Here is an 18,747-nt window from a genome sequence, read left to right on the forward strand (position 1 = left end):
GGTTCGTGAACGACTACGGCTTCATACAACCGCATCGACCGAGGCCCTGCACGGTCCGTGACAGCGAGGAGAGGTGTGACGTGTGTCCGCGAGGCCACAAAGGGTCGAAGGTCCCGGGCGCCGCGACGGGTGCCCGGGACGTCGGTCACTCGCCGCCCACCGGAGCGCCCGCCCGCACCCGGTGTGACGTTCGCCCGCCCGGGCCCGGGGATGCGGGGAGTTGCCCGGGCCCCGGATACCGTGGGGTCGTGCCCGAGCCCACCGCCCCCCGTTCGTTCTGGGCGGTCGCCCGCCAGCCCCGCGTGGTCGGGCTGCTCGTGCTGTTCCTCCTCGCCGCCGCGGTGTGCGCGCGCCTCGGCGTCTGGCAGCTCGACCGCGCCCAGCAGCGTGCCGAGCTCGCCGCGCAGCAGGAGGCCGCGGAGCTCGAGGCGGCCGGGCCCGAGGGCGTCGGGGTGCTCCTCCCGCCGCAATCCTCGTTCCCGGGCGAGCTCGTCGGCCGGCAGGCCTGGGTCGAGGGGGAGTACGACCCCGAGGGCCAGCTCCTCGTGGAGAACCGTGCGCTCGACGGCCGGGTGGGCTACCTGGTCCTCACCCCGCTGCACGTGACCGACGACGGGACGCAGGGCGCGTCGTGGGCCGATCTCTCGGGCGCTCCCGTGCTGCCCGTGGTCCGCGGCTGGGTCGAGGCGCCCGAGGAGAGCGCCGCGCTCGACCCGCCGGACGGCGTCGTGCGGCTCACCGGGTACCTCCAGGCCTCCGAGGCCGCGGGCCAGGGCGGGACCGCGCCCGGGCTCACGGACGCCATCTCGACCGGGGCGCTCGTCAACGAGTGGGGCGGACCGATGTACTCGGGGTACCTCGTGCTGCTGTCGTCCGACCCGGAGCAGCCGTCGGCGGCCGAGGGCGGTCCGGCGCAGCTCCCGCGCCCGACGATCGAGGGCGGCACGGGCCTCAACCTGCAGAACCTCTTCTACGCGCTGCAGTGGTGGGTGTTCGGAGGCTTCGCGGTGCTGCTCTGGATCCGGCTCGTGCGTGACGAGGCCGCGGGCGGCACGCGGGGCGACGACGCCGGGATCGCCGGACTGCCCGGCGCCTGATCCTCCCGCCGCCAGGACGTCCGGGCCGGGCGGCCGTCGAGCACGTCAGCCGTCGAGGTCGAGGTCCTTGAACCACGACTCGGTGACGTAGTCCGTGTCCCACCCGAGCGAGCGGTAGAGCTGGTCGGCCTTCGTGGGGGAGTCCGCGTCGACCTCGAGCGCCACGCGGTCGCGCCCGTCACGCGCGGCGTCCGCGATCACCGTGGCGAGCAGCGACTTCGCCACGCCGCGGCCCCGTGCGGCGCGCGTCACCCCGATGTACTCGACGTAGGTGCCGGGCGCGCCGCTCTCGGCGGCGGCGAGCGACGAGCACACCACCGTGCCCGCCGGTACGCGGTGGCCGTCGTCGGTCTCGACGTACGCGAGCCACCAGTGGTCCCAGCTGTGACCAGAGTCCTCGCGGAGCCGCTGCACGAACTCCGAGAAGCTCTCGCGGTAGGAGTTGAAGTGGTCCTGGAAGGACGTCTCCAGCATCTGGTGCACGACCTGGAGGTCGGCCGCGACGGGCAGGCCGTTCTGGTGCCGCTCGACCGGGCGCACCGTGACGCCCGCGCGGGGCGTCAGCGCCGCCTCGCCCGCCGTGACGGGGCGGGTCATGTGCAGCCAGCTGCGCCGCCGCGCGTAGCCCGCCCGGGTGAGCCAGCCAGTCTGGCGCGTGTCGTCGGCGAACGGGCTCTCGTCGAGGCGCGTCGTCGGGACACCCCGCAGGCGCGCCATCGCGACCGCCGTGCGCTCCGCCCAGCGGTAGAACGCGTCGGCGATCGCGTCGACCTCGGCCATGTCGCGGTCGAAGTAGCCCCAGACGGTCGCCCGCCCCGCGGCACGGTCGTGCACGGTGACCCAGGCGCGCGGCACGTCGTCCGGCCCGACGGCGACGAGCTGGCGACGCGTCCACGACGCCAGCCCCGCGACCTCGGACTCGATCCCGGCAGGGTCGACGTGCGTCGAGCCCGTCCCCTGCAGCTCGTCCAGACGTCGCAGCCCGACGAGGGCGTCGATGTCGGCGTAGCCGGGGACCCGGGCCCGCCACGGGCTCGGGAGGGGCGGGAGGTCGTGCAGGGTCTCGCTCGTGGTGTCAGGCATCAGCACCATCTTGGCACCGCCCGGCTCTACTCCTGCTGCCAGGAGTGCCAGAGGCGCGCGTAGTCGCCGCCCGCCGCGACGAGCTCGTCGTGCGGGCCGATCTCGCTGATCCGGCCGCCGTCGACCACGGCGACGCGGTCGGCGTCGTGCGCGGTGTGCAGGCGGTGCGCGATCGCCACGACCGTCCGGCCCGCGAGCACGGCGTCGAGCGAGCGCTCGAGGTGCCGGGCCGCGCGCGGGTCGAGGAGCGACGTCGCCTCGTCGAGCACGAGCGTGTGCGGGTCGAGGAGCACGAGCCGCGCGAGCGCGACCTGCTGCGCCTGCGCGGGCGTGAGCACGTGCCCGCCCGACCCGACGGTCGTCTCCAGCCCGTCGGGCAGGGACTCGGCCCACCCGCGCGCGTCGACGGCGTCGAGCGCGTCGCGGAGCTCGGCGTCGCTCGCCTCGACCTTCGCCAGCCGCAGGTTGTCCGCGAGCGTGCCGACGAACACGTGGTGCTCCTGCGTGACGAGCGCGACCTCACGGCGCAGGTCCTCCAGCGGCAGGTCCACGAGCCGCACGCCGCCCGAGCGGACCGACCCGGCCGTGGGCGGGTGGATGCCCGCGAGCATGCGCCCGAGCGTCGACTTGCCCGCGCCGGACGGGCCGACGACGGCGAGCCGCTCGCCCGGTTCGAGGTCGAGCGAGACGCCGTGCAGGACCGGGTGACCCTCGCGGTAGGCGTACTCGACGTCCCGCGCGACGAGCCGGTCGCCGTCGGGCACGTCGCCCGTCGCGGTGCGGTCGCCGGGGACCTGCGCGACGCCGACGATGCGCGCGTACGACGCCGCGGCGACCTGGATCTCGTCGAGCCAGAAGATGAGGTTCCACACGGGCCCGGCGAGCTGGAACGCGTACGTCGTCACCGTGGCGACGGCACCGAGCGTCGTCTGGCCCTGCGAGAGCAACCACGCGCCCCACACGAGCGCGGCGACCGGCGCGATCGCGATCGCGAGGTCGATGCCCGGGAAGAGCACCGTGCGCAGCCCGAGCGTGTACTTCTCGGACTCGAACGCCTCGGTGAGGTCGGCCCGCACGCGGGCCTTGCGCCGCTCGGTGAGCGAGAGCGCGTCGACCGTGCGGGCGCCCTCCACGTTCTCCGTGATGGTGCCGTTGAGCGTCGCGTACGCTGCCGCCTCGCGCTGGTAGCCCGCCGACGCGCGCTTGAGGTACCAGCGCGAGACGACCACGAGCAGCGGGACGCCGACGAACAGCGCGATCGCGACGAGCGGCGCGACGACGACCGACGCCACGACCGTGAGCACGAGCGTCACGACGGCGACGAGGAGCTGCGGCACGCCGAACCGCACCGCGTGCTGGATGCGGTCGACGTCGTTGGTCGTGCGCGCGACGAGGTCGCCCGTCCCCGCGCGCTCGACGGTCGACAGCGGGAGCGAGGTCACCGTCTCGACGAGGTCCTCGCGCAGCTCGGCGAACACCGTCTCGCCGAACACCATGGACAGGCGCTGCGCGTACCGGCGCAGCACGGCCTGGGCCAGGACGGCCCCGGCGCCCACGGCGACGACAGTCGTCACGTAGGACGACGTCGTGCCCTCGGTGACGGCGTCGACGAGCCGGCCGAGCAGCCACGGCCCGACGAGCCCGGCGACGGCGGCCAGCGTGTGCAGGACGGCGATGAGGACGAACGTGCCGCGGTGGCGGGCGAAGAGCCGCCCGGCGGCGGCGCGGACGGCGGGGCCGTCGGCGACGGGGAGCTTCACGACTCTCCTCCTTCGGGTGCGGTGCGGGCGAGGACGGGGGACTCGTCGAGCGAGCGCCCGACGACGCGCAGGTAGCGGGCCGCGTCGTCGTCCGGCGTCGTACCGGGAGCGTGGGCGCGGTCCACGAGGTCGCGGTGCGTGCCGCGCGCGGTGACGCGACCACCCTCGAGGAGCAGGACCTCGTCGACGTGCTCGAGGACGAGCGGCGACGCGGTGACGACGAGCGTCGTGCGCCCGCGCCGGGCGTCGGCGAGGCTCGCGGCGATCCGCGCCTCGGTGTGGGCGTCGACGGCGCTCGTCGGCTCGACGAGCACGAGCACCTCGGGCTCGGTGAGCAGCGCCCGCGCGAGCGCGACACGCTGGCGCTGGCCGCCCGAGAGCGACCGGCCCTTCTCGGGCAGCTCGCCTGCGAGACCGTCGGGGACGGAGTCGAGCACGTCGTGGGCGTCAGCGACGGTGACGGCGGTGAGCACGTCGGCCTCGGTCGCGGAACCCCGCGGGTCGAGCTCGTCGCGCAGCGCGCCGGAGAAGAGCTGCGGCGTCGCCTCGGCGACCACGACCCGGCGCCGGAGCGCGTGCTTGTCCAGGTCGGCGAGGAGCGTCCCGCCGAGCCGCACCGGCGTGGCGGCCTCCGCCGCGTCGTCGAACCGGCCGAGGCGCGTCGCGACGGCCGCCGACGCGTCGGGGTCCGCGGACACGAGCGCGACGACGCGGCCCGGCTCGAGGACCAGCCCGCTCGTCTCGTCGACGAGGGGGCTGCCCTCGGGCGGCATGGGCGCGGTGGCCGGGGTCGCGCCCGCGGCGGGCTCGACCGCGAGGACGCGCACGATCTTGCGCGACGCGACGTGCGCGCGCGTCGCGATGTTGAGCATCTGCGTCGCGACCTGGAGAGGCCAGCCGAGGAAGGCCGCGTACCCGTAGAACGCGACGAGCTGCCCGGGCGTGATGTCGCCGGCCAGCGCCGCCGTCGCGCCCAGGTAGACGACGAGCACGACGAGCAGGCCCGGCAGGAGCACCTGGAGGGCGTCGAGCGTGGCCTGCGTGTGCGCGACCTTCACACCGGCCTCGCGCACCTTCTGCGACTGCCGCGCGTAGCGGCCGACGAACACGCCCTCGCCGCCGATGCCGCGCAGGATGCGCAGGCCGGAGACGGTGTCGGCGCCGAGCGTCGTCAGGCGCCCCTGGGCCTCGCGCTGCGCGGCCTGCCGCTGCTGGAGCGGCTTGACGAGCAGCGCCAGCACGGCCGCGACCACGGGCAGGCCCAGCACGACGACGAGGCCGAGCTGGAGCGACGTCGAGAGCATGATGACGGCCACCACGACGTACGCGCCGAGCGCGCCGAGGAACTGGCCCATCATCGAGAAGAGCTGGCCGACGCGCATGGCGTCGCTCGCGACCGTCGACACGACCTCGCCCGTGGGCAGCTCCTCGGTGATCGCGTCGCCGGAGCGCGCGGTGACGTCACCCACGAGCTGGGACGTGGTGAGCGCGGAGCGCAGCCAGTTCGCGATGTCGAACCGGTGCTGCGTCACCCCCGTGACGACGATCCCCAGCCCCAGCGCGAGCAGGAGCCCCGCCCACCGCCACAGCTCCGGCCCGAACCCCTCCGCGAGCCCCTCGTCGAGCGCGCGGCCGAGCATGTACGGCTGGAACGCCTGGCACGCGAAGTTGGCCAGGCCCAGCAGCACGGAGACGGTGAGCACGGTCCACTGGCGCCTGGCCAGCCAGAGCAGGTAGCGCGTCGGTCCGCGCAGGTCGGGGGTCCCCGGGTCGGGGAGAGGGAGGGGTCGCACGGTGTTCTACCCTAGGTTCGGCGTCCGACACGCGGCGACGCTTTAACCGCTGCGACCGCGTCACACGCCACCGCTCGCGGCAGGGACCGCGGCGGCCGTCTCGCCCGGAACGAGGACCCCTCCCATGACCACGCAGGACCCGGCCACGCCCACCCCGACCGACGCGCCCGCCGACGTGGCGACGCCGAGCACGGAGGCCGCGCGCACCGCGATCCGCAAGGCGCGCGGCGCGCTCGCCCGCTACCGGGTCCTCGCGATCATCACCGGTGTGATGCTCCTCATCCTGTGCGTCGAGATGCTCGTCAAGTACGGCGTGGGCCAGTTCGTCGACGTCGACGGGATCATGCGGTACGTGTCCTGGATCCCCTTCGCGCACGGCTGGATCTACGTCGTCTACCTCGTCACGGTGCTCGACCTGTGGACCAAGATGCGCTGGGGCTGGGGCCGCCTCGCGACCATGGTGTTCGCGGGCGTCGTCCCGGTCATGTCGTTCATCCTCGAGAAGAAGGTGCACGCCGAGGCCGAGGCCAAGCTCGCCGCCCTGGAGGAGCAGTACGCGTCATGACGGCGGCCCTCGCGCCCCTCGTCGCGCCCGGCCCCGAGCTGACCACCGCGGAGCTCGAGCGGTACGCGCGCCACCTCGCGCTGCCCGGCGTCGGTCCCGAGGGGCAGCGTCGTCTCGCCGCCGCGCGCGTGCTCGTCGTCGGCGCGGGCGGCCTCGGCAGCCCCGCGCTGCTGTACCTGGCCGCCGCGGGCGTGGGCACGATCGGCATCGTCGACGACGACGTGGTCGACACGTCCAACCTCCAGCGCCAGGTGATCCACGGCGGGCCCGACGTCGGGCGCCGCAAGGTCGACTCCGCGCGCGACGCGATCGCCGACGTCAACCCGCACGTGCGCGTCGTCGAGCACGCGCTGCGCCTCGACGCGGACAACGCCCTCGACGTGCTGCGCGGCTACGACGTCGTGCTCGACGGCGCCGACAACTTCCCGACCCGCTACCTCGTCTCCGACGCGGCCGAGGTCCTCGGCCTGCCCGTGGTCTGGGGCTCGATCTACCGCTTCCAGGGGCAGGTGAGCGTCTTCTGGGTCGCGCCGCGGTTCGCGGTGCCCGAGGCGGGAGAGGCGCGCGGCGTCACGTACCGCGACGTGTTCCCCGTCCCGCCCCCGCCCGGTGCAGCGCCCGACTGCGCGACCGGCGGCGTGTTCGGCGCGATGTGCGGGACGGTCGGCTCGGTCATGGCGACCGAGGCGATCAAGCTCGTCACCGGCGCCGGCACGACGCTCCTCGGCCGCCTCGCCGTCTACGACGCGCTCGAGCTCTCCTGGCGCCAGCTCACCGTGCGTGCCGACCCGACGCGCGAGCCCGTCACCGAGCTGCTGCCGGGCGATGACGCGTACGCCGCGTTCTGCGGGCTCGCCCCCGCAGCGTCGGCCGCGGCGCCGGGCACGGGGGAGCGCGACGTCGACGCGCACGACGCCGCAGCCCTGCTGGGCGGCGGCGCGGCGCCGTTCCTGCTCGACGTTCGCGAGGACTGGGAGGCGCAGATGCGCCCCCTCCCCGGGTCGACCCTCGTGCCGAGCGGGACGTTCCTCGCGGGCGACGCCACCGCGGCGCTCGCGGACCTGCCGACGGACCGGCCCGTCCTCGTCGTGTGCGCGGTCGGCGGCCGCTCGGCCCGCGTCGCCGACGTCGCCCGCGTGGCCGGGATCGACGCCCGCTCCGTCGTCGGTGGCGTCCCCGCCCTCCTCGACGCGCTCGCCGCGACCTACCGCGCGAGATAGTCTCCGGCCGTCGCAGCGCGAGACCGGACTCGGGTGTGGGCGCCCCCTGGTTGGCTCGTCGGTGTGCACACCGACGAGCAGCTCCCCTCCTCCTCGACGCCGTCTTCCCCGGGCCGTGTGCCCGCAGGGTGGGGTGACGATCTCGCGCTCCGGGTCGGCCTGGGGACCAACACCTTCGGTCGAACGACCGACGACGACGTGTCCCACCGGATCCTCGACGGCTTCGTCGCTGCCGGGGGAGCGCTCGTCGACACCGCGGACACCTACTCCGACGGCGCCTCCGAGGCGATCCTCGGCGACTGGATGCGTCGCCGCGCGAACCGCGACCAGCTGGTGGTCGCGACGAAGGTCGGGAACCACCCCCGCTTCGACGGCCTGTCCTCGTCCACGGTGACCGCCGCGGTCGAGGAGTCCCTGCGCAGGCTCGGGACCGACCACATCGACCTGTACTTCGCGCACTACCAGGACGACCGGACCCCCGTGGAGGAGAGCGCGCAGGCGTTCGATTCCCTGGTCCGCTCCGGAAAGATCCGTGCGGTCGGACTGTCGAACTTCAGCGCAGGGACCGTTCGCGAGTGGCTCCAGGTGGCCCGCGACGGCGGGCTGGCCGTGCCCGTGGCGCTCCAGCCTCACTACAGCCTGGTCCATCGACGTCCGTTCGAGGCGGAGCTCGCGCGGATCGCCGCCGAGTCCGGGCTCGCCGTACTGCCCTACCGTTCGCTCGGGGGCGGGTTCCTCTCCGGGAAGTACCGCACCGAGGCCGATACCGAGGGACGCGCGCGCGGCGTCGGCGTCCGTCCGCTCCTCACGCCCGAGGGCCTGCGTGTGGTCGACACCGTCGAGGCGATCGCCCGCGACCACGGCGTCGGAGCGGCGAGCGTCGCTCTGGCCTGGCTCGTGAACCAACCCATGGTCGTCGCGCCGCTCGCGTCAGCGACCAGCCTCGTCCAGCTGGACGACCTCCTCTCGGCGCCGACGGTGCGACTGACTCCCGCCGATCTGGAGCGGCTCGCGACAGCGTCCGACCGGCTCGGCTAGTCGACGACTGGCCGTTCTCTCCCGCGGTCAGAGGGCGAGGTCGAGGCGTCCCTCGGGGGAGGAGCTCGCGAGGGCGCCCTCGCGGCGGGGGATGCGGCCGGCGCCGGCGGCGAGGCGGCCCGACTCGACGGCGAGGCGCATCGCGTGCGCCATGCGGACCGGGTCGGCGGCGCGCGTGACGGCGGTCGCGAGCAGGACGCCCTCGCACCCGAGCTCCATCGCCTGCGCGGCGTCGGACGCCGTGCCGATCCCGGCGTCGAGGATCACCGGCACGCGGGCGGCGGCCGCGATCGCCTCGATGTTGCGGGGGTTGAGGATGCCGAGACCGGTGCCGATCGGGGCACCGAGCGGCATCACCGCGGCGCACCCGACGTCCTCGAGACGGCGCGCGAGGATCGGGTCGTCGTTCGTGTAGGGGAGCACGACGAACCCGTCGCGCACGAGCTGTTCCGCCGCCTCGACGAGGCCGACCGGGTCGGGCAGGAGCGTGATGTCGTCGGCGACGACCTCGAGCTTGACCCACTCGGTGCCGCACGCCTCGCGCGCGAGGTGCGCGGTGAGCACGGCCTCGCGGACCGAGAAGCACCCGGCCGTGTTGGGCAGCGCGCGGATGCCGAGGCGCGCGAGGAGCGCCCAGATCCCCGAGTCGGGACTCGCCTCCCCGCCGGCGCGGACGGCGACGCGTCGCATCGCGACGGTGGTCAGCGCGGTGCCCGACGCGACGAGCGCGTCCTCGAGCGTGAGCAGGTTCGCCGCACCGCCGGTGCCCATGACGAGGCGCGACCCGATCGTCGTGCCGGCGACGACGAGCGGGTCGTCGCCGTCCGACGGGCGGCGCGCGGGCGCGGGGGAGATGTCGGTCGTGGTCACGGGTCCTCCTCAGCCGCCCTGGACGGCGGTCACGATCTCGATGCGGTCGCCGGGCGCGACGACGGTCGTCGCCCAGGAGCCGCGCGGGACGACGGCGTCGTCCACCGCGACGGCGACGCCCTGCGGCGTCCCGTCGGCGACGTAGGCGGGCACGAGCGCCGCGACGAGCTGCTCGAGGTGCACGGGGGCGTCGAGCGGGTAGGGCTCGCCGTTGACGAGCGCGGTCGGAGCGGGTGCGGTCACGGAATCACCTCGGTGTCGTCGTGGAGGAGGCGGCCGGTTCGGCGAAGCGGTCGGTGCGGGTCGGGGCGAGGGCGGCGGCGACGTCGGGCGGGAGCGCGGCACCCGTGAGCCCGGCCATCACCGCGTCGGCGGTGAGCGGCGCGAGCAGGATGCCGTTGCGCCCGTGGCCGGTCGCGAGGTGCAGCCCGGGGACGGCGGTCGGGCCGACGAGCGGCAGGTTGTCCGGCGTCGCGGGGCGCGCGCGCGGCGTCACGTCGACGAGCGCAGCCTCGTCGATCCCGGGCAGGAGGGCGCGCGCGTCGCGCAGCAGGGCGAAGACCCCGCCCGCGGTCGCGCGACGGTCGTCGGGGTTCTCCTCGGTCGTCGCCCCGACGACGACCTCGCGGTGCCCGGCGCGCGGGCCGTCCAGGACGGGCGTGCGCGGGACGACGTACACCGGTCGGCCCTGCACGACCCCCCGCACGACGTGCTCGAGCGCGAGCTCGGGCCCGGCGTCGAGGCGCAGGGTCTGTCCCTTGACCGGGCGCGTGGGGACGACCACGCCGGGCACGTCCGCGAGCAGCGCGCCTGATGCCCAGCCCGCCGCGACCACGACCGCACCAGCGGCGTGGAGCCGGCCCGCGTCGTCGTGCACGCCCACGACGTGCCCGGCAGGGCCGAGCGCGAGCCGCGTCGCGGATACCCGCACGACGACGGCGCGCACGTCGGAACCGTTGTCCGACCCGATGAGCGTGCCCGGCTGAGAACCCGCACCGGCGCCACCACCGAGCGGGCCGAGCAGCCCGCCGAGCAGCGCGGCGTGCACCGCGCGCGGGTCGACCGCGTGGTCGTCCGGTGCCCACGCCGCGCCCGCGACCCGCGGGCCGAGGTACGGCTCACGGCGACGGGCGTCGGCGACGGTGAGCTCGCGCGAGGCGAGACCGTGCGCGGCGTGGAGGGTGAGGACGCGGCGGAGCAGCGCGAGGTCGTCCGGGTCGTAGGCGAGGGTGAGCGTCCCGGCGGCCCGCAGCCCGACGTCGGCCCCCGCCGCCGCGTGCAGGCTCGCGGCGAACGCGGGCCACACCGCGGCGGCCGCGAGGTGGAGACGCAGCGCGTCCTCCTCGCCGAAGTCGGCCTCCGTGACGGGGGCGAGCATCCCGGCGGCGGCGTGGGTCGCGCCGTCCCCCGGCGCGGGGTCGAGCACCGTGACGGTCATCCCGGCGCACGCGGCGCGCCACGCCACGGCGAGCCCGACGATCCCGCCGCCCACGACGACGAGGTCACGGGCGCCGTCGGGCACGGCGGGTTCGGGTCCCGGCGAGCGGGACCCGGGGCGGACAGGGGTGTGCATGCGCGCTCCCTTCGCTGGCATGACCCAGATCAGGTTTGACGGTCGGCTCCGACGCCCTCTCAGCCCCGTGCGGGGCTCCCGTGCTGGCGGCCACAGTACCGCGTGCCCGGTCCCGGCCGTACCGGCGGGGCGCGCGGCCCCACCGCGCTCAGGTGTCCGCGTGCTCGAGCTCGCGCGCGGGACCGTCCGGCGCGGGCACCGGGGGCGGCTCCCGGTCGGGCGCGCTCGCCGGCGCCGACGCCACCACGCGGCGACCGAGACGGAGCATCGCCGCGCCGCCCAGGACGAGCAGGAGCGCGCCGGTCGGGACCATGAACGGGCCGTAGGGGCCCTGGCCGGCGGAGGCCAGCCAGAACATGCCGAGGATCGTCGCGACGTAGGCGACGACGACGGACGGCAGCGTCGCCAGCACCGACGGCCGCCCGCCGGGGCGAGGCTCTCCTCGCCCCGGTCCACCGGTCGCCCGTGCCAGGGCCCGCGCGGTGGTCCGCGTCTCGACGCGCCCGACGACCGCGACGAGCGCAACCAGCAGGACGGCGAGCACCGCGATCCAGGGCACGCGTCCGAGCCACCACGCACCCGTGCGGACGTCCGACGGCGGGAGCATGCCGAGCGCGTCGAGCGCGAGCGCACCGAGCAGCGCGGCGACCATGTGCCACAGGTAGAGCGTCAGGACGACGGTGTTCGCGCCGATCACGGCGGCCCAGGGCCGGGTGCGCCGGAGCCAGCGCTCGGCCGGCCCCGCGACGAGGGCGGCGAGCGCGACCTGCGCCGCCGCGAGCGTCATGAGCGCGACCGTGGGCGGCGACGGGTTCTGCATCGCGGCGCCCGGCACCGACACCATGCTCACGGGGTAGGGGCCCGGCCCCGTGAGCAGCACGAGCGCCACGACGCTGCCCACGAGGAGGGCCGCGGCGCGGCGCGGGGTGAGCCGGAGGCTCCCGTCCTCCCACGCGAAGCCGACCTGGTGCACCGCGACCCACGCGACGACGAAGTTGCCGAGGGCCCAGGCCTCGACGCCGGTCGTGAGGCGCAGCGCGTCGCCGACGACGACGAGCGCGAGCAGCACCGCGGGCACGGCGAGCCCGAACCGCTCGTGCCACCGGTACGCGAGCGGCGTCAGCGCGACCACCCCGAGGTAGACCACGAGGAACCACAGCGGCAGGGTCACGAGCGCGACCGCCTGCGCGACGTCGGGCGCCGGCACGCCGAGCCACCCGGCCACGAGCGCACCGCCGGCCACGGCGAGGAGGAGCACCGTGACGGGCGGGAGCAGCCGCGCGCTGCGGTCGAGCAGCCAGCGCGCGGGGGTCACCCCGCGCCCGCGGTGCCGCGTCCAGGAGATCGCGTTGGCCACGCCACCGATCAGGAAGAAGAGGGGCATGACCTGGAAGGCCCACGTCACGGGGTGCAGCGCGGTGAGCTGCGTGAGGGCGGTGAAGCCGGTGAGACGACCGGCCGCGTCCCGCTCCACGGTCATGACGAGCCAGTGGCCCACCACGACCGCGGAGATCGCGACGACACGCAGGAGGTCGACGTGCCGGCGGCGCGACCCGGGCGTGCGGCGGGCGAGCTCGGTGATCGTCGGCACGGTCAGTCTCCTCGGGATCGGGCGGGGTCGGGCGGGGGCGGGGCGGACGGCGGTCGGGACCGGAGCCGGGACACCGCGAGCAGGAGGACGGCCAGCACGAGCCCGGGACCCACGACCCAGACAGGCCGTTCGAGCCACCAGCCGGCGGTCGGCCGGCTCGCCAGGGAGAAGCCGGCGAGCTCGTACAGCCACAGGAACGCCACGAGCGCGGTCATGTGCCAGACGAACACCGGCATGGCCAGCCCGTTGGCCGCCACGACGGCCCGCCAGGGGCGCCGTCTCCGGAACCAGGTGTCGAGGCGGGGCCGGGCGAGCAGGGCGAGCCCGAGCTGGAACGTGGCGAGGGCGGCGATCACGGCCGTCGTCGGGAACATGTTGCCGAACGGGTCGCCCTGGACCGCGACCATCGAGGCGGGGTAGGGGCCGAGCGCGGCGAGGACGACCAGACCACCGAACCCGATCGCCGCGACGGCGAGGGCACGACGTCGCCCACCCACCAGGAGGGTGCCGTCGCGCCAGAGGTAGCCGAGCTGGTGGCAGAGGAGCCACACGGCCGCAGAGCCGGCCAGTCCCACGGCGAGGCCTCCCCAGCCGGCTCCCAGGCGCAGGAGGTCGGCGAGGAGCGCGACGCCGAACAGCACCGCCGGCGCTCGCCAGCCCCAGGCACGGTGCGCCCGGGCGGTCAGCGGCACCAGGGCCACCACGACGACGTAGACGCCGAGGAACCACAGCGGGGCGAGCACGGCCGCGCCCCAGTCGAGGACGCTGCGCCCACCGGTCGCGCGGGACACGGCGTCGACGACAGCCCACGCCGCGAGCCACGGCACGAGCGGGAGGAGGAGGCGCCGCATCCGCGTGCCGAGGAACCGCGCGGCGCCGCCGCCGTCGCGCGTGACCGCCTGCCAGCCCGCCAGGTTGGCGTACCCGCCGACGACGAAGAACACCGGCATGACCTGCAGGACCCACGTCGCGGCCCAGCCGCCGGGGACGTCGGCGATGGGGTTGGGCATGACGAGCACACCGTCGGCGCGCCAGTGGGTGAGCGACAACGACCAGTGCCACACGACGACGACGCCGACGCTCACCACCCGCAGCAGGTCCACGACCCGGTCGCGCGAGGCGGGCGTCGCGTCGACGAGGGCGTCGAGGTCGGGTCGCCGCGGCACGGCCGGCACGGCCGGCACGGCTTGCACGGCCTGCACGACGGCGTCGGTCGACGTCGGCATGGTCCCTCCTCGCGCTCGGGGCTGGTCCGGGAGCGCCGTCACGTCGGCGGCCGTCCCGCGGTCCCTTGCAGCATGCGGGAGGCCGTCCCCCGCACGCGGGCGTCTCCCGGGCCACCACGGTCGAGCGTGCGTGGCAGCACGCACCTTCCCGGCCTCTCTCCCGGGTCGGCGGCCGGGAACGGTCGGACGCGCCTGTGGTCGTGGCCGTGGCGGTGCGTCGTGGTGCGGCTAGGCTCCCGCGGGTGAGCACCGGGACCTTCGCCAGCCCTGCAGACCTCGACGCGTCGCGGGCCGACGCCGTGCGCGCCCGCCTCGCCGACGCGCGCCTCTACCTCTGCACGGACGCGCGCGAGGAGCGCGGCGACCTCGAGGACTTCCTCCGGGCGGCGCTCGCGGGCGGGGTCGACGTCGTGCAGCTCCGCGACAAGACGCTCGACGTCGCGCGCGAGCTCGAGCTCCAGGAGCTCGTCGCGCGGGTCGCGACGGATCACGGGGCGCTGTGGGCGGTCAACGACCGGGCCGACGTCGCCCGGCTGGCCGGGGCACCGGTCGTGCACATGGGCCAGGGCGACCTGCCCGTCCCCGCGGTGCGCTCGCTGCTCGGCCCGGCGCCGGTCCTCGGCCGCTCCACGCACACGACCGACCAGGCCGCCGCCGCCGAGGCGGACCCGGACGTCGACTACTTCTGCGTCGGCCCGCTGTGGGCGACGCCCACCAAGCCGGGGCGCGCCGCCGTCGGGCTCGACCTGCTCCGCGAGGTCGCCACGACGCGGCCGGTCACGCCGTGGTTCGCGATCGGCGGGATCGACGCCGACCGGCTCGACGCGGTCCTCGACGCGGGGGCCGCGCGGATCGTCGTGGTGCGGGCGATCACGCACGCGGACGACCCCGAGGCCGCCGCCCGCGCGCTGCGCGAGCGCGTCGCCGAGCGGGCCGCGACGCGCACCGACGCCTGAGACGCGTGACGGGCGTCCGCCGCGCGGCGACTATCCTGGAGCGGTGACGTCACCCGCCACCACTCCCGAAACCCCCACCACCGCCGAGGTCGCCGCGACCCCGCGCCCCGTGCTCGTCGTCGACTTCGGCGCCCAGTACGCGCAGCTCATCGCGCGTCGCGTGCGCGAGGCCAAGGTCTACTCCGAGATCGTGCCGCACACCTTCACGGTCGAGCAGATGCTCGCGAAGGACCCGGTGGCGATCATTCTCTCGGGCGGGCCGTCGTCCGTGTACGCGACCGGTGCCCCGTTCGTCGACCCGGCGCTGTTCGAGGCCGGCGTCCCCGTCATGGGCATCTGCTACGGCTTCCAGGCCATGGCCAAGGCGCTCGGCGGCGAGGTCGCCCAGACGGGCCTGCGCGAGTACGGCGGCACCGAGGTGGAGGTGTGCGCCGCGGGCGTGCTGCTCGACGGGACGCCGGAGAACCAGACCACGTGGATGAGCCACGGCGACGCGGTGCACCGCGCGCCCGAGGGCTTCGAGGTCCTCGCGACGTCGGCGGGCTCGCCCGTCGCGGCGTTCGAGAACACCGCGCGCCGCCTCTACGGCGTGCAGTGGCACCCCGAGGTCAAGCACTCCGCGCACGGCCAGACCGTGCTCGAGCACTTCCTCTACGAAGGCGCGGGCCTCGCCCCGGACTGGACGCCCGGCAACGTCATCGCGGACCAGGTCGCGGCGATCCGTGCCCAGGTCGGCGACGCGCGCGTCATCTGCGCGCTCTCCGGCGGCGTCGACTCCGCGGTCGCGGCGGCGCTCGTGCAGCGGGCCGTGGGCGACCAGCTCACGTGCGTGCACGTGGACCACGGGCTCATGCGCGCGGGCGAGGTCGAGCAGATCGAGCGCGACTTCGTCGCGGCGACCGGCGTCAACCTCGTGATCCGCGACGAGAAGGAGCGGTTCCTCACCGCGCTCGCCGGGCACAGCGACCCCGAGACCAAGCGCAAGATCATCGGCCGCGAGTTCATCCGCGTGTTCGAGGACTCCGCGCGCCAGATCGTCGAGGACGCGGGCGAGCACGGGGCCGAGGTGAAGTTCCTCGTCCAGGGCACGCTGTACCCGGACGTCGTCGAGTCCGGCGGCGGCGAGGGCGCGGCGAACATCAAGAGCCACCACAACGTCGGCGGCCTTCCGGACGACCTGCAGTTCTCGCTCGTCGAGCCGCTGCGCACGCTGTTCAAGGACGAGGTCCGCGCGGTGGGCCGCGAGCTCGGCGTGCCCGAGGAGATCGTCGCCCGCCAGCCGTTCCCCGGCCCCGGCCTCGGCATCCGCATCGTCGGCGAGGTCACGGCGGACCGCCTCGAGACGCTGCGCGCCGCCGACGCGATCGCGCGCGAGGAGCTGACGAAGGCGGGCCTCGACAACGAGATCTGGCAGTGCCCCGTCGTGCTGCTCGCCGACGTGCGCTCGGTCGGCGTCCAGGGCGACGGCCGCACCTACGGCCACCCGATCGTGCTGCGCCCCGTCTCGTCCGAGGACGCGATGACGGCCGACTGGACCCGCCTGCCCTACGACGTGCTGTCCGTCATCTCGACGCGCATCACCAACGAGGTGGCGGAGGTCAACCGGGTCGTGCTCGACGTGACGAGCAAGCCCCCGGGCACCATCGAGTGGGAGTGATCCCCCGCTAGCGGGGCGGACGGGCTGCGGCGATCGCCGTGGCCCGTCCGTACGCGGCCTGCACGTCGGCGAGCACGCGCGGCCAGCCCGCCGACGACGGCACGTCGCGGTTGTGGGCGATGATCCGGTCGAGCAGGCCGTCCTCGGTCGTGAGGCGCACGAGCGCGTCCGTGAGCCCGGCGTCGTCGTCCGCGAGGAGCGCGTCGACGCCGTCCGTGAGGCGTTCCGCGACGCCCGACTGCGAGCGGGTGAGGACGGCCAGACCGGCGGCCTGCCCTTCGAGCGCGGCGATCCCGAACGCCTCCTCGACGGCGGGCGCGGCGAACACGTCGGCGCGCGCGTAGAGCCGCTTGAGCCCCGTCGCGTCGAGGCGGCCGGGGAGCGACACGACCGACCCCAGCCCGTGCTCCGCGACGAAGCGTCGCGCGTCGGCCAGCTCGGGGCCGTCGCCCGCGAGCGTCACGTGGAGCGCGCCCTCGGGAAGGCGCGCGACGGCGTCGCGCACGACCTCGAGGAGTGGCAGCACGCGCTTGCGCGGAGCGAACCGCGTCGCCGCGACGACGTGGACGGCGGAGCCCTCCATGCGCTCGGCACGCTCGGTGCGCGGGACGCGCCACGCGTCGAGGTCGAGACCGTTGTGCAGCACCACGACCTCGCCGTGGTTGCCGACGATGCGGCGCAGGGGAGCGGCCGTGAGCTCGCTCACCGCCGACCACAGGACCGGCCAGCGCGACCACCGCACGACGCGGTCGAGCCCGGCGAACGCCTTCTCCGCCCCGCCCCAGACGCTGTGCACCGTGAGCACCGCCGGCAGGTCCGTGCGCACGACGGTGCGCAGGGACGCCTGCGTCGAGGGCGTGAGGACGCCCATGTGCAGGTGCACGACGTCGGGCCGGTCCGCGTGCAGGATCCGCGCCACGTGGTGCGGCGCGCGCGGGTGGACCGGGTAGCCGCCCGGGACGCGCGCCGCGAGGCGGTGGACCGTGACGTCCCCGTCCTGCTCGGTGGTGACGCCGTGCGCGCCCGGGCGCGCGGGGGTCGTGCAGACGACCGCGACGTCGTGCCCGGCGGCCGCCTGCTGCTGCGCGAGCCGCGCGACCTGGGTCTCGATCCCGCCGAGCAGGGGAAGGTAGCAGTCGGTCAGGTGGGTGATGCGCACGGACGGCATCCTCCCATCCGGGCGCGGCGCTGAGGTGCGCGTTCGCCGCGCGGTTCGCCCTCGTCGTCGCTACCGTGGGTCCCGAATGGGTGGTTCGACCGCCCTGCGGCGGACCCGCGCTCGCGGGTCGCGATCCCGCGGGCGGCAGCAGGTGGGTCCTGACGAAGGGGAGAACGCGCCATGTCGAGCACCGTCACCGTCACACCGGCCAAGGGGGCGCGGGGGATCGGCCTCGTGTCGATCATCGCCGGCATCATCCTCCTCCTCGCGGGCATCGGCACCTGGATCGTCGTGGCGAACCAGCTGTCCGCCGAGGACATCACCGTCTCGGACGACGCGTCGTTCATGGCCGGCCGGCACGTCAACGGGCCGCTCACGGCGTACGCGCAGGCCGAGGTCATCAACAAGCACGCGCTCGAGGCGAGCGGCGGGCAGACGTACGCCGAGCTCGGCCAGGACGACCCGACGCGGCAGACCGTCATGACGGCGTCGTTCCTGCGGGCGTCGCTGTTCACGTCCGTCGTCGCGTTCGGGGTGTGCCTGCTCGTCATGGGTCTCGGCATCCTGTTCATCCTCGTCGGGATCGCGCTCCGGCGGCTCGCGGGCGGACCCAGCGTCGCGGTCGAGACGCCGGGGGCGTACACGTCGTCGGGCGACCTGTCGGACGCGGGACGCCACGCCGCCCCGTCGCACGCGGAGCCCTCGCCGACCGCGCCGCCCGTCCGACCGGAGCCGGCACGCCCTGTCGAGGCACCGGGCCGGACGTCCGCGCTCTCGACGCCCGGTGCCGAGGCCCGCGCGGCTGCGACGCCGGTCGAGCCCACCGGTGCGCCGGGGACGGGTACCCCGTCCGCCCCGGGCGCGTCGCCGGCCGCGTCGCCCGACACCACGACGCCCGACACCGCGGCACCGCCCGCGACCGGGCCTTCCGCGACGGAGCGCCGCCGCGACGAGCCCACCACCTGATCGTCCCGGCCGTCCGTCCGGACGCCGAGGACCCGTTCCCGCCGGGTCGCACCGGGGAGAGCGTGCGGGGCGGCGTCGCTCGGACACGGCGAGGGGGGGGGGGGGGCGCGGCGCGCCGCGCCCCCCGGCGGCTGGGCCCCGCGGTGAGGCGCCCCGGCGGGGGCCCCCCCCCCGCCGCGGCCCGGGCCGCTCC

At 75.6% G+C, this 18,747-nt stretch carries 16 protein-coding genes and 1 riboswitch; of the genes, 7 read left to right on the forward strand and 9 right to left on the reverse strand.

Translation table 11 applies throughout. The annotated features are described in order from the left end of the window. The first annotated feature begins 248 nt into the window (after window positions 1-248). On the forward strand, window positions 249-1,097 hold the full coding sequence (locus tag ACFWH7_RS01835) for an SURF1 family protein (RefSeq protein ID WP_378214731.1): 849 nt from the start codon (window positions 249-251) through the stop codon (window positions 1,095-1,097). A 45-nt stretch (window positions 1,098-1,142) separates the two neighbouring features. On the opposite strand, the gene ACFWH7_RS01840 is transcribed toward ACFWH7_RS01835, so the two are convergent. Genes ACFWH7_RS01840 through ACFWH7_RS01850 form a run of 3 tightly spaced genes read right to left on the reverse strand, consistent with a single transcriptional unit; the run spans window position 1,143 to window position 5,733 of the window. After that, the gene (locus ACFWH7_RS01840; RefSeq protein WP_378214732.1) at window positions 1,143-2,180 is read right to left on the reverse strand and encodes a GNAT family N-acetyltransferase; all 1,038 of its coding nucleotides are present in this window, start codon (window positions 2,178-2,180) and stop codon (window positions 1,143-1,145) included. Window positions 2,181-2,206: 26 nt separating this feature from the next. Continuing rightward, entirely contained in the window at window positions 2,207-3,940 is a 1,734-nt protein-coding gene (locus ACFWH7_RS01845; RefSeq protein ID WP_378214733.1) for an ABC transporter ATP-binding protein, read from the reverse strand. Continuing rightward, the gene (locus tag ACFWH7_RS01850) at window positions 3,937-5,733 is read right to left on the reverse strand and encodes an ABC transporter transmembrane domain-containing protein (protein WP_378214734.1); all 1,797 of its coding nucleotides are present in this window, start codon (window positions 5,731-5,733) and stop codon (window positions 3,937-3,939) included. Before ACFWH7_RS01850 ends, ACFWH7_RS01845 begins: the two co-directional genes overlap by 4 nt. A 124-nt stretch (window positions 5,734-5,857) precedes the next feature. On the opposite strand from ACFWH7_RS01850, the gene ACFWH7_RS01855 reads away from it, so the two are divergent. The 3 genes from ACFWH7_RS01855 to ACFWH7_RS01865 all read left to right on the forward strand — a co-directional run bounded on the left by ACFWH7_RS01855 (window position 5,858) and on the right by ACFWH7_RS01865 (window position 8,556). Next, the gene (locus ACFWH7_RS01855) at window positions 5,858-6,298 is read left to right on the forward strand and encodes a DUF3817 domain-containing protein (RefSeq protein WP_378214735.1); all 441 of its coding nucleotides are present in this window, start codon (window positions 5,858-5,860) and stop codon (window positions 6,296-6,298) included. Further along, on the forward strand, window positions 6,295-7,518 hold the full coding sequence (locus ACFWH7_RS01860; RefSeq protein WP_378214736.1) for a ThiF family adenylyltransferase: 1,224 nt from the start codon (window positions 6,295-6,297) through the stop codon (window positions 7,516-7,518). Before ACFWH7_RS01855 ends, ACFWH7_RS01860 begins: the two co-directional genes overlap by 4 nt. A gap of 117 nt (window positions 7,519-7,635) precedes the next feature. Next, window positions 7,636-8,556 (forward strand): aldo/keto reductase, encoded by a 921-nt coding sequence (locus ACFWH7_RS01865; RefSeq protein WP_463054455.1) that lies wholly within the window; start codon window positions 7,636-7,638, stop codon window positions 8,554-8,556. Window positions 8,557-8,583: 27 nt separating this feature from the next. On the opposite strand, the gene ACFWH7_RS01870 is transcribed toward ACFWH7_RS01865, so the two are convergent. The 5 genes from ACFWH7_RS01870 to ACFWH7_RS01890 all read right to left on the reverse strand — a co-directional run bounded on the left by ACFWH7_RS01870 (window position 8,584) and on the right by ACFWH7_RS01890 (window position 13,816). Then, window positions 8,584-9,426, reverse strand: coding sequence for a thiazole synthase (locus ACFWH7_RS01870; RefSeq protein WP_378214738.1), 843 nt, complete (start codon window positions 9,424-9,426; stop codon window positions 8,584-8,586). A gap of 9 nt (window positions 9,427-9,435) precedes the next feature. Continuing rightward, window positions 9,436-9,669 carry a sulfur carrier protein ThiS gene (thiS, locus tag ACFWH7_RS01875; protein WP_277511781.1) on the reverse strand — a complete coding sequence of 78 codons (234 nt, stop codon included), beginning with the start codon at window positions 9,667-9,669 and terminating at the stop codon, window positions 9,436-9,438. A gap of 4 nt (window positions 9,670-9,673) precedes the next feature. After that, window positions 9,674-10,999, reverse strand: coding sequence for an FAD-dependent oxidoreductase (locus ACFWH7_RS01880; RefSeq protein WP_378214739.1), 1,326 nt, complete (start codon window positions 10,997-10,999; stop codon window positions 9,674-9,676). Continuing rightward, window positions 10,989-11,091: riboswitch (TPP riboswitch) on the reverse strand. It overlaps the preceding gene by 11 nt. A 56-nt stretch (window positions 11,092-11,147) precedes the next feature. Further along, the gene (locus ACFWH7_RS01885) at window positions 11,148-12,590 is read right to left on the reverse strand and encodes an acyltransferase family protein (RefSeq protein WP_378214740.1); all 1,443 of its coding nucleotides are present in this window, start codon (window positions 12,588-12,590) and stop codon (window positions 11,148-11,150) included. Window positions 12,591-12,592: 2 nt separating this feature from the next. After that, window positions 12,593-13,816, reverse strand: a complete 1,224-nt coding sequence (locus tag ACFWH7_RS01890) for an acyltransferase family protein (protein ID WP_378214741.1) — start codon at window positions 13,814-13,816, stop codon at window positions 12,593-12,595. A 242-nt stretch (window positions 13,817-14,058) separates the two neighbouring features. On the opposite strand from ACFWH7_RS01890, the gene thiE reads away from it, so the two are divergent. After that, window positions 14,059-14,772, forward strand: a complete 714-nt coding sequence (thiE, locus tag ACFWH7_RS01895; RefSeq protein ID WP_378214742.1) for a thiamine phosphate synthase — start codon at window positions 14,059-14,061, stop codon at window positions 14,770-14,772. 43 nt (window positions 14,773-14,815) lie between these two features. Continuing rightward, window positions 14,816-16,429: a glutamine-hydrolyzing GMP synthase gene (gene guaA / locus ACFWH7_RS01900; RefSeq protein ID WP_378214743.1), complete on the forward strand. Its 1,614-nt coding sequence runs from the start codon at window positions 14,816-14,818 to the stop codon at window positions 16,427-16,429. A gap of 7 nt (window positions 16,430-16,436) precedes the next feature. Here guaA and ACFWH7_RS01905 read toward each other — a convergent pair whose 3' ends face one another. Beyond that, entirely contained in the window at window positions 16,437-17,588 is a 1,152-nt protein-coding gene (locus tag ACFWH7_RS01905) for a glycosyltransferase family 4 protein (protein ID WP_378214744.1), read from the reverse strand. A 180-nt stretch (window positions 17,589-17,768) separates the two neighbouring features. On the opposite strand from ACFWH7_RS01905, the gene ACFWH7_RS01910 reads away from it, so the two are divergent. Continuing rightward, complete coding sequence (locus ACFWH7_RS01910) at window positions 17,769-18,554, forward strand: hypothetical protein (protein ID WP_378214745.1); 786 nt, start codon at window positions 17,769-17,771, stop codon at window positions 18,552-18,554. Window positions 18,555-18,747: the final 193 nt, after the last annotated feature.

Origin of the sequence: Cellulosimicrobium cellulans (genome assembly GCF_042723955.1) — a bacterium.
GTDB classification, from domain to species: domain Bacteria; phylum Actinomycetota; class Actinomycetes; order Actinomycetales; family Cellulomonadaceae; genus Cellulosimicrobium; species Cellulosimicrobium cellulans_H.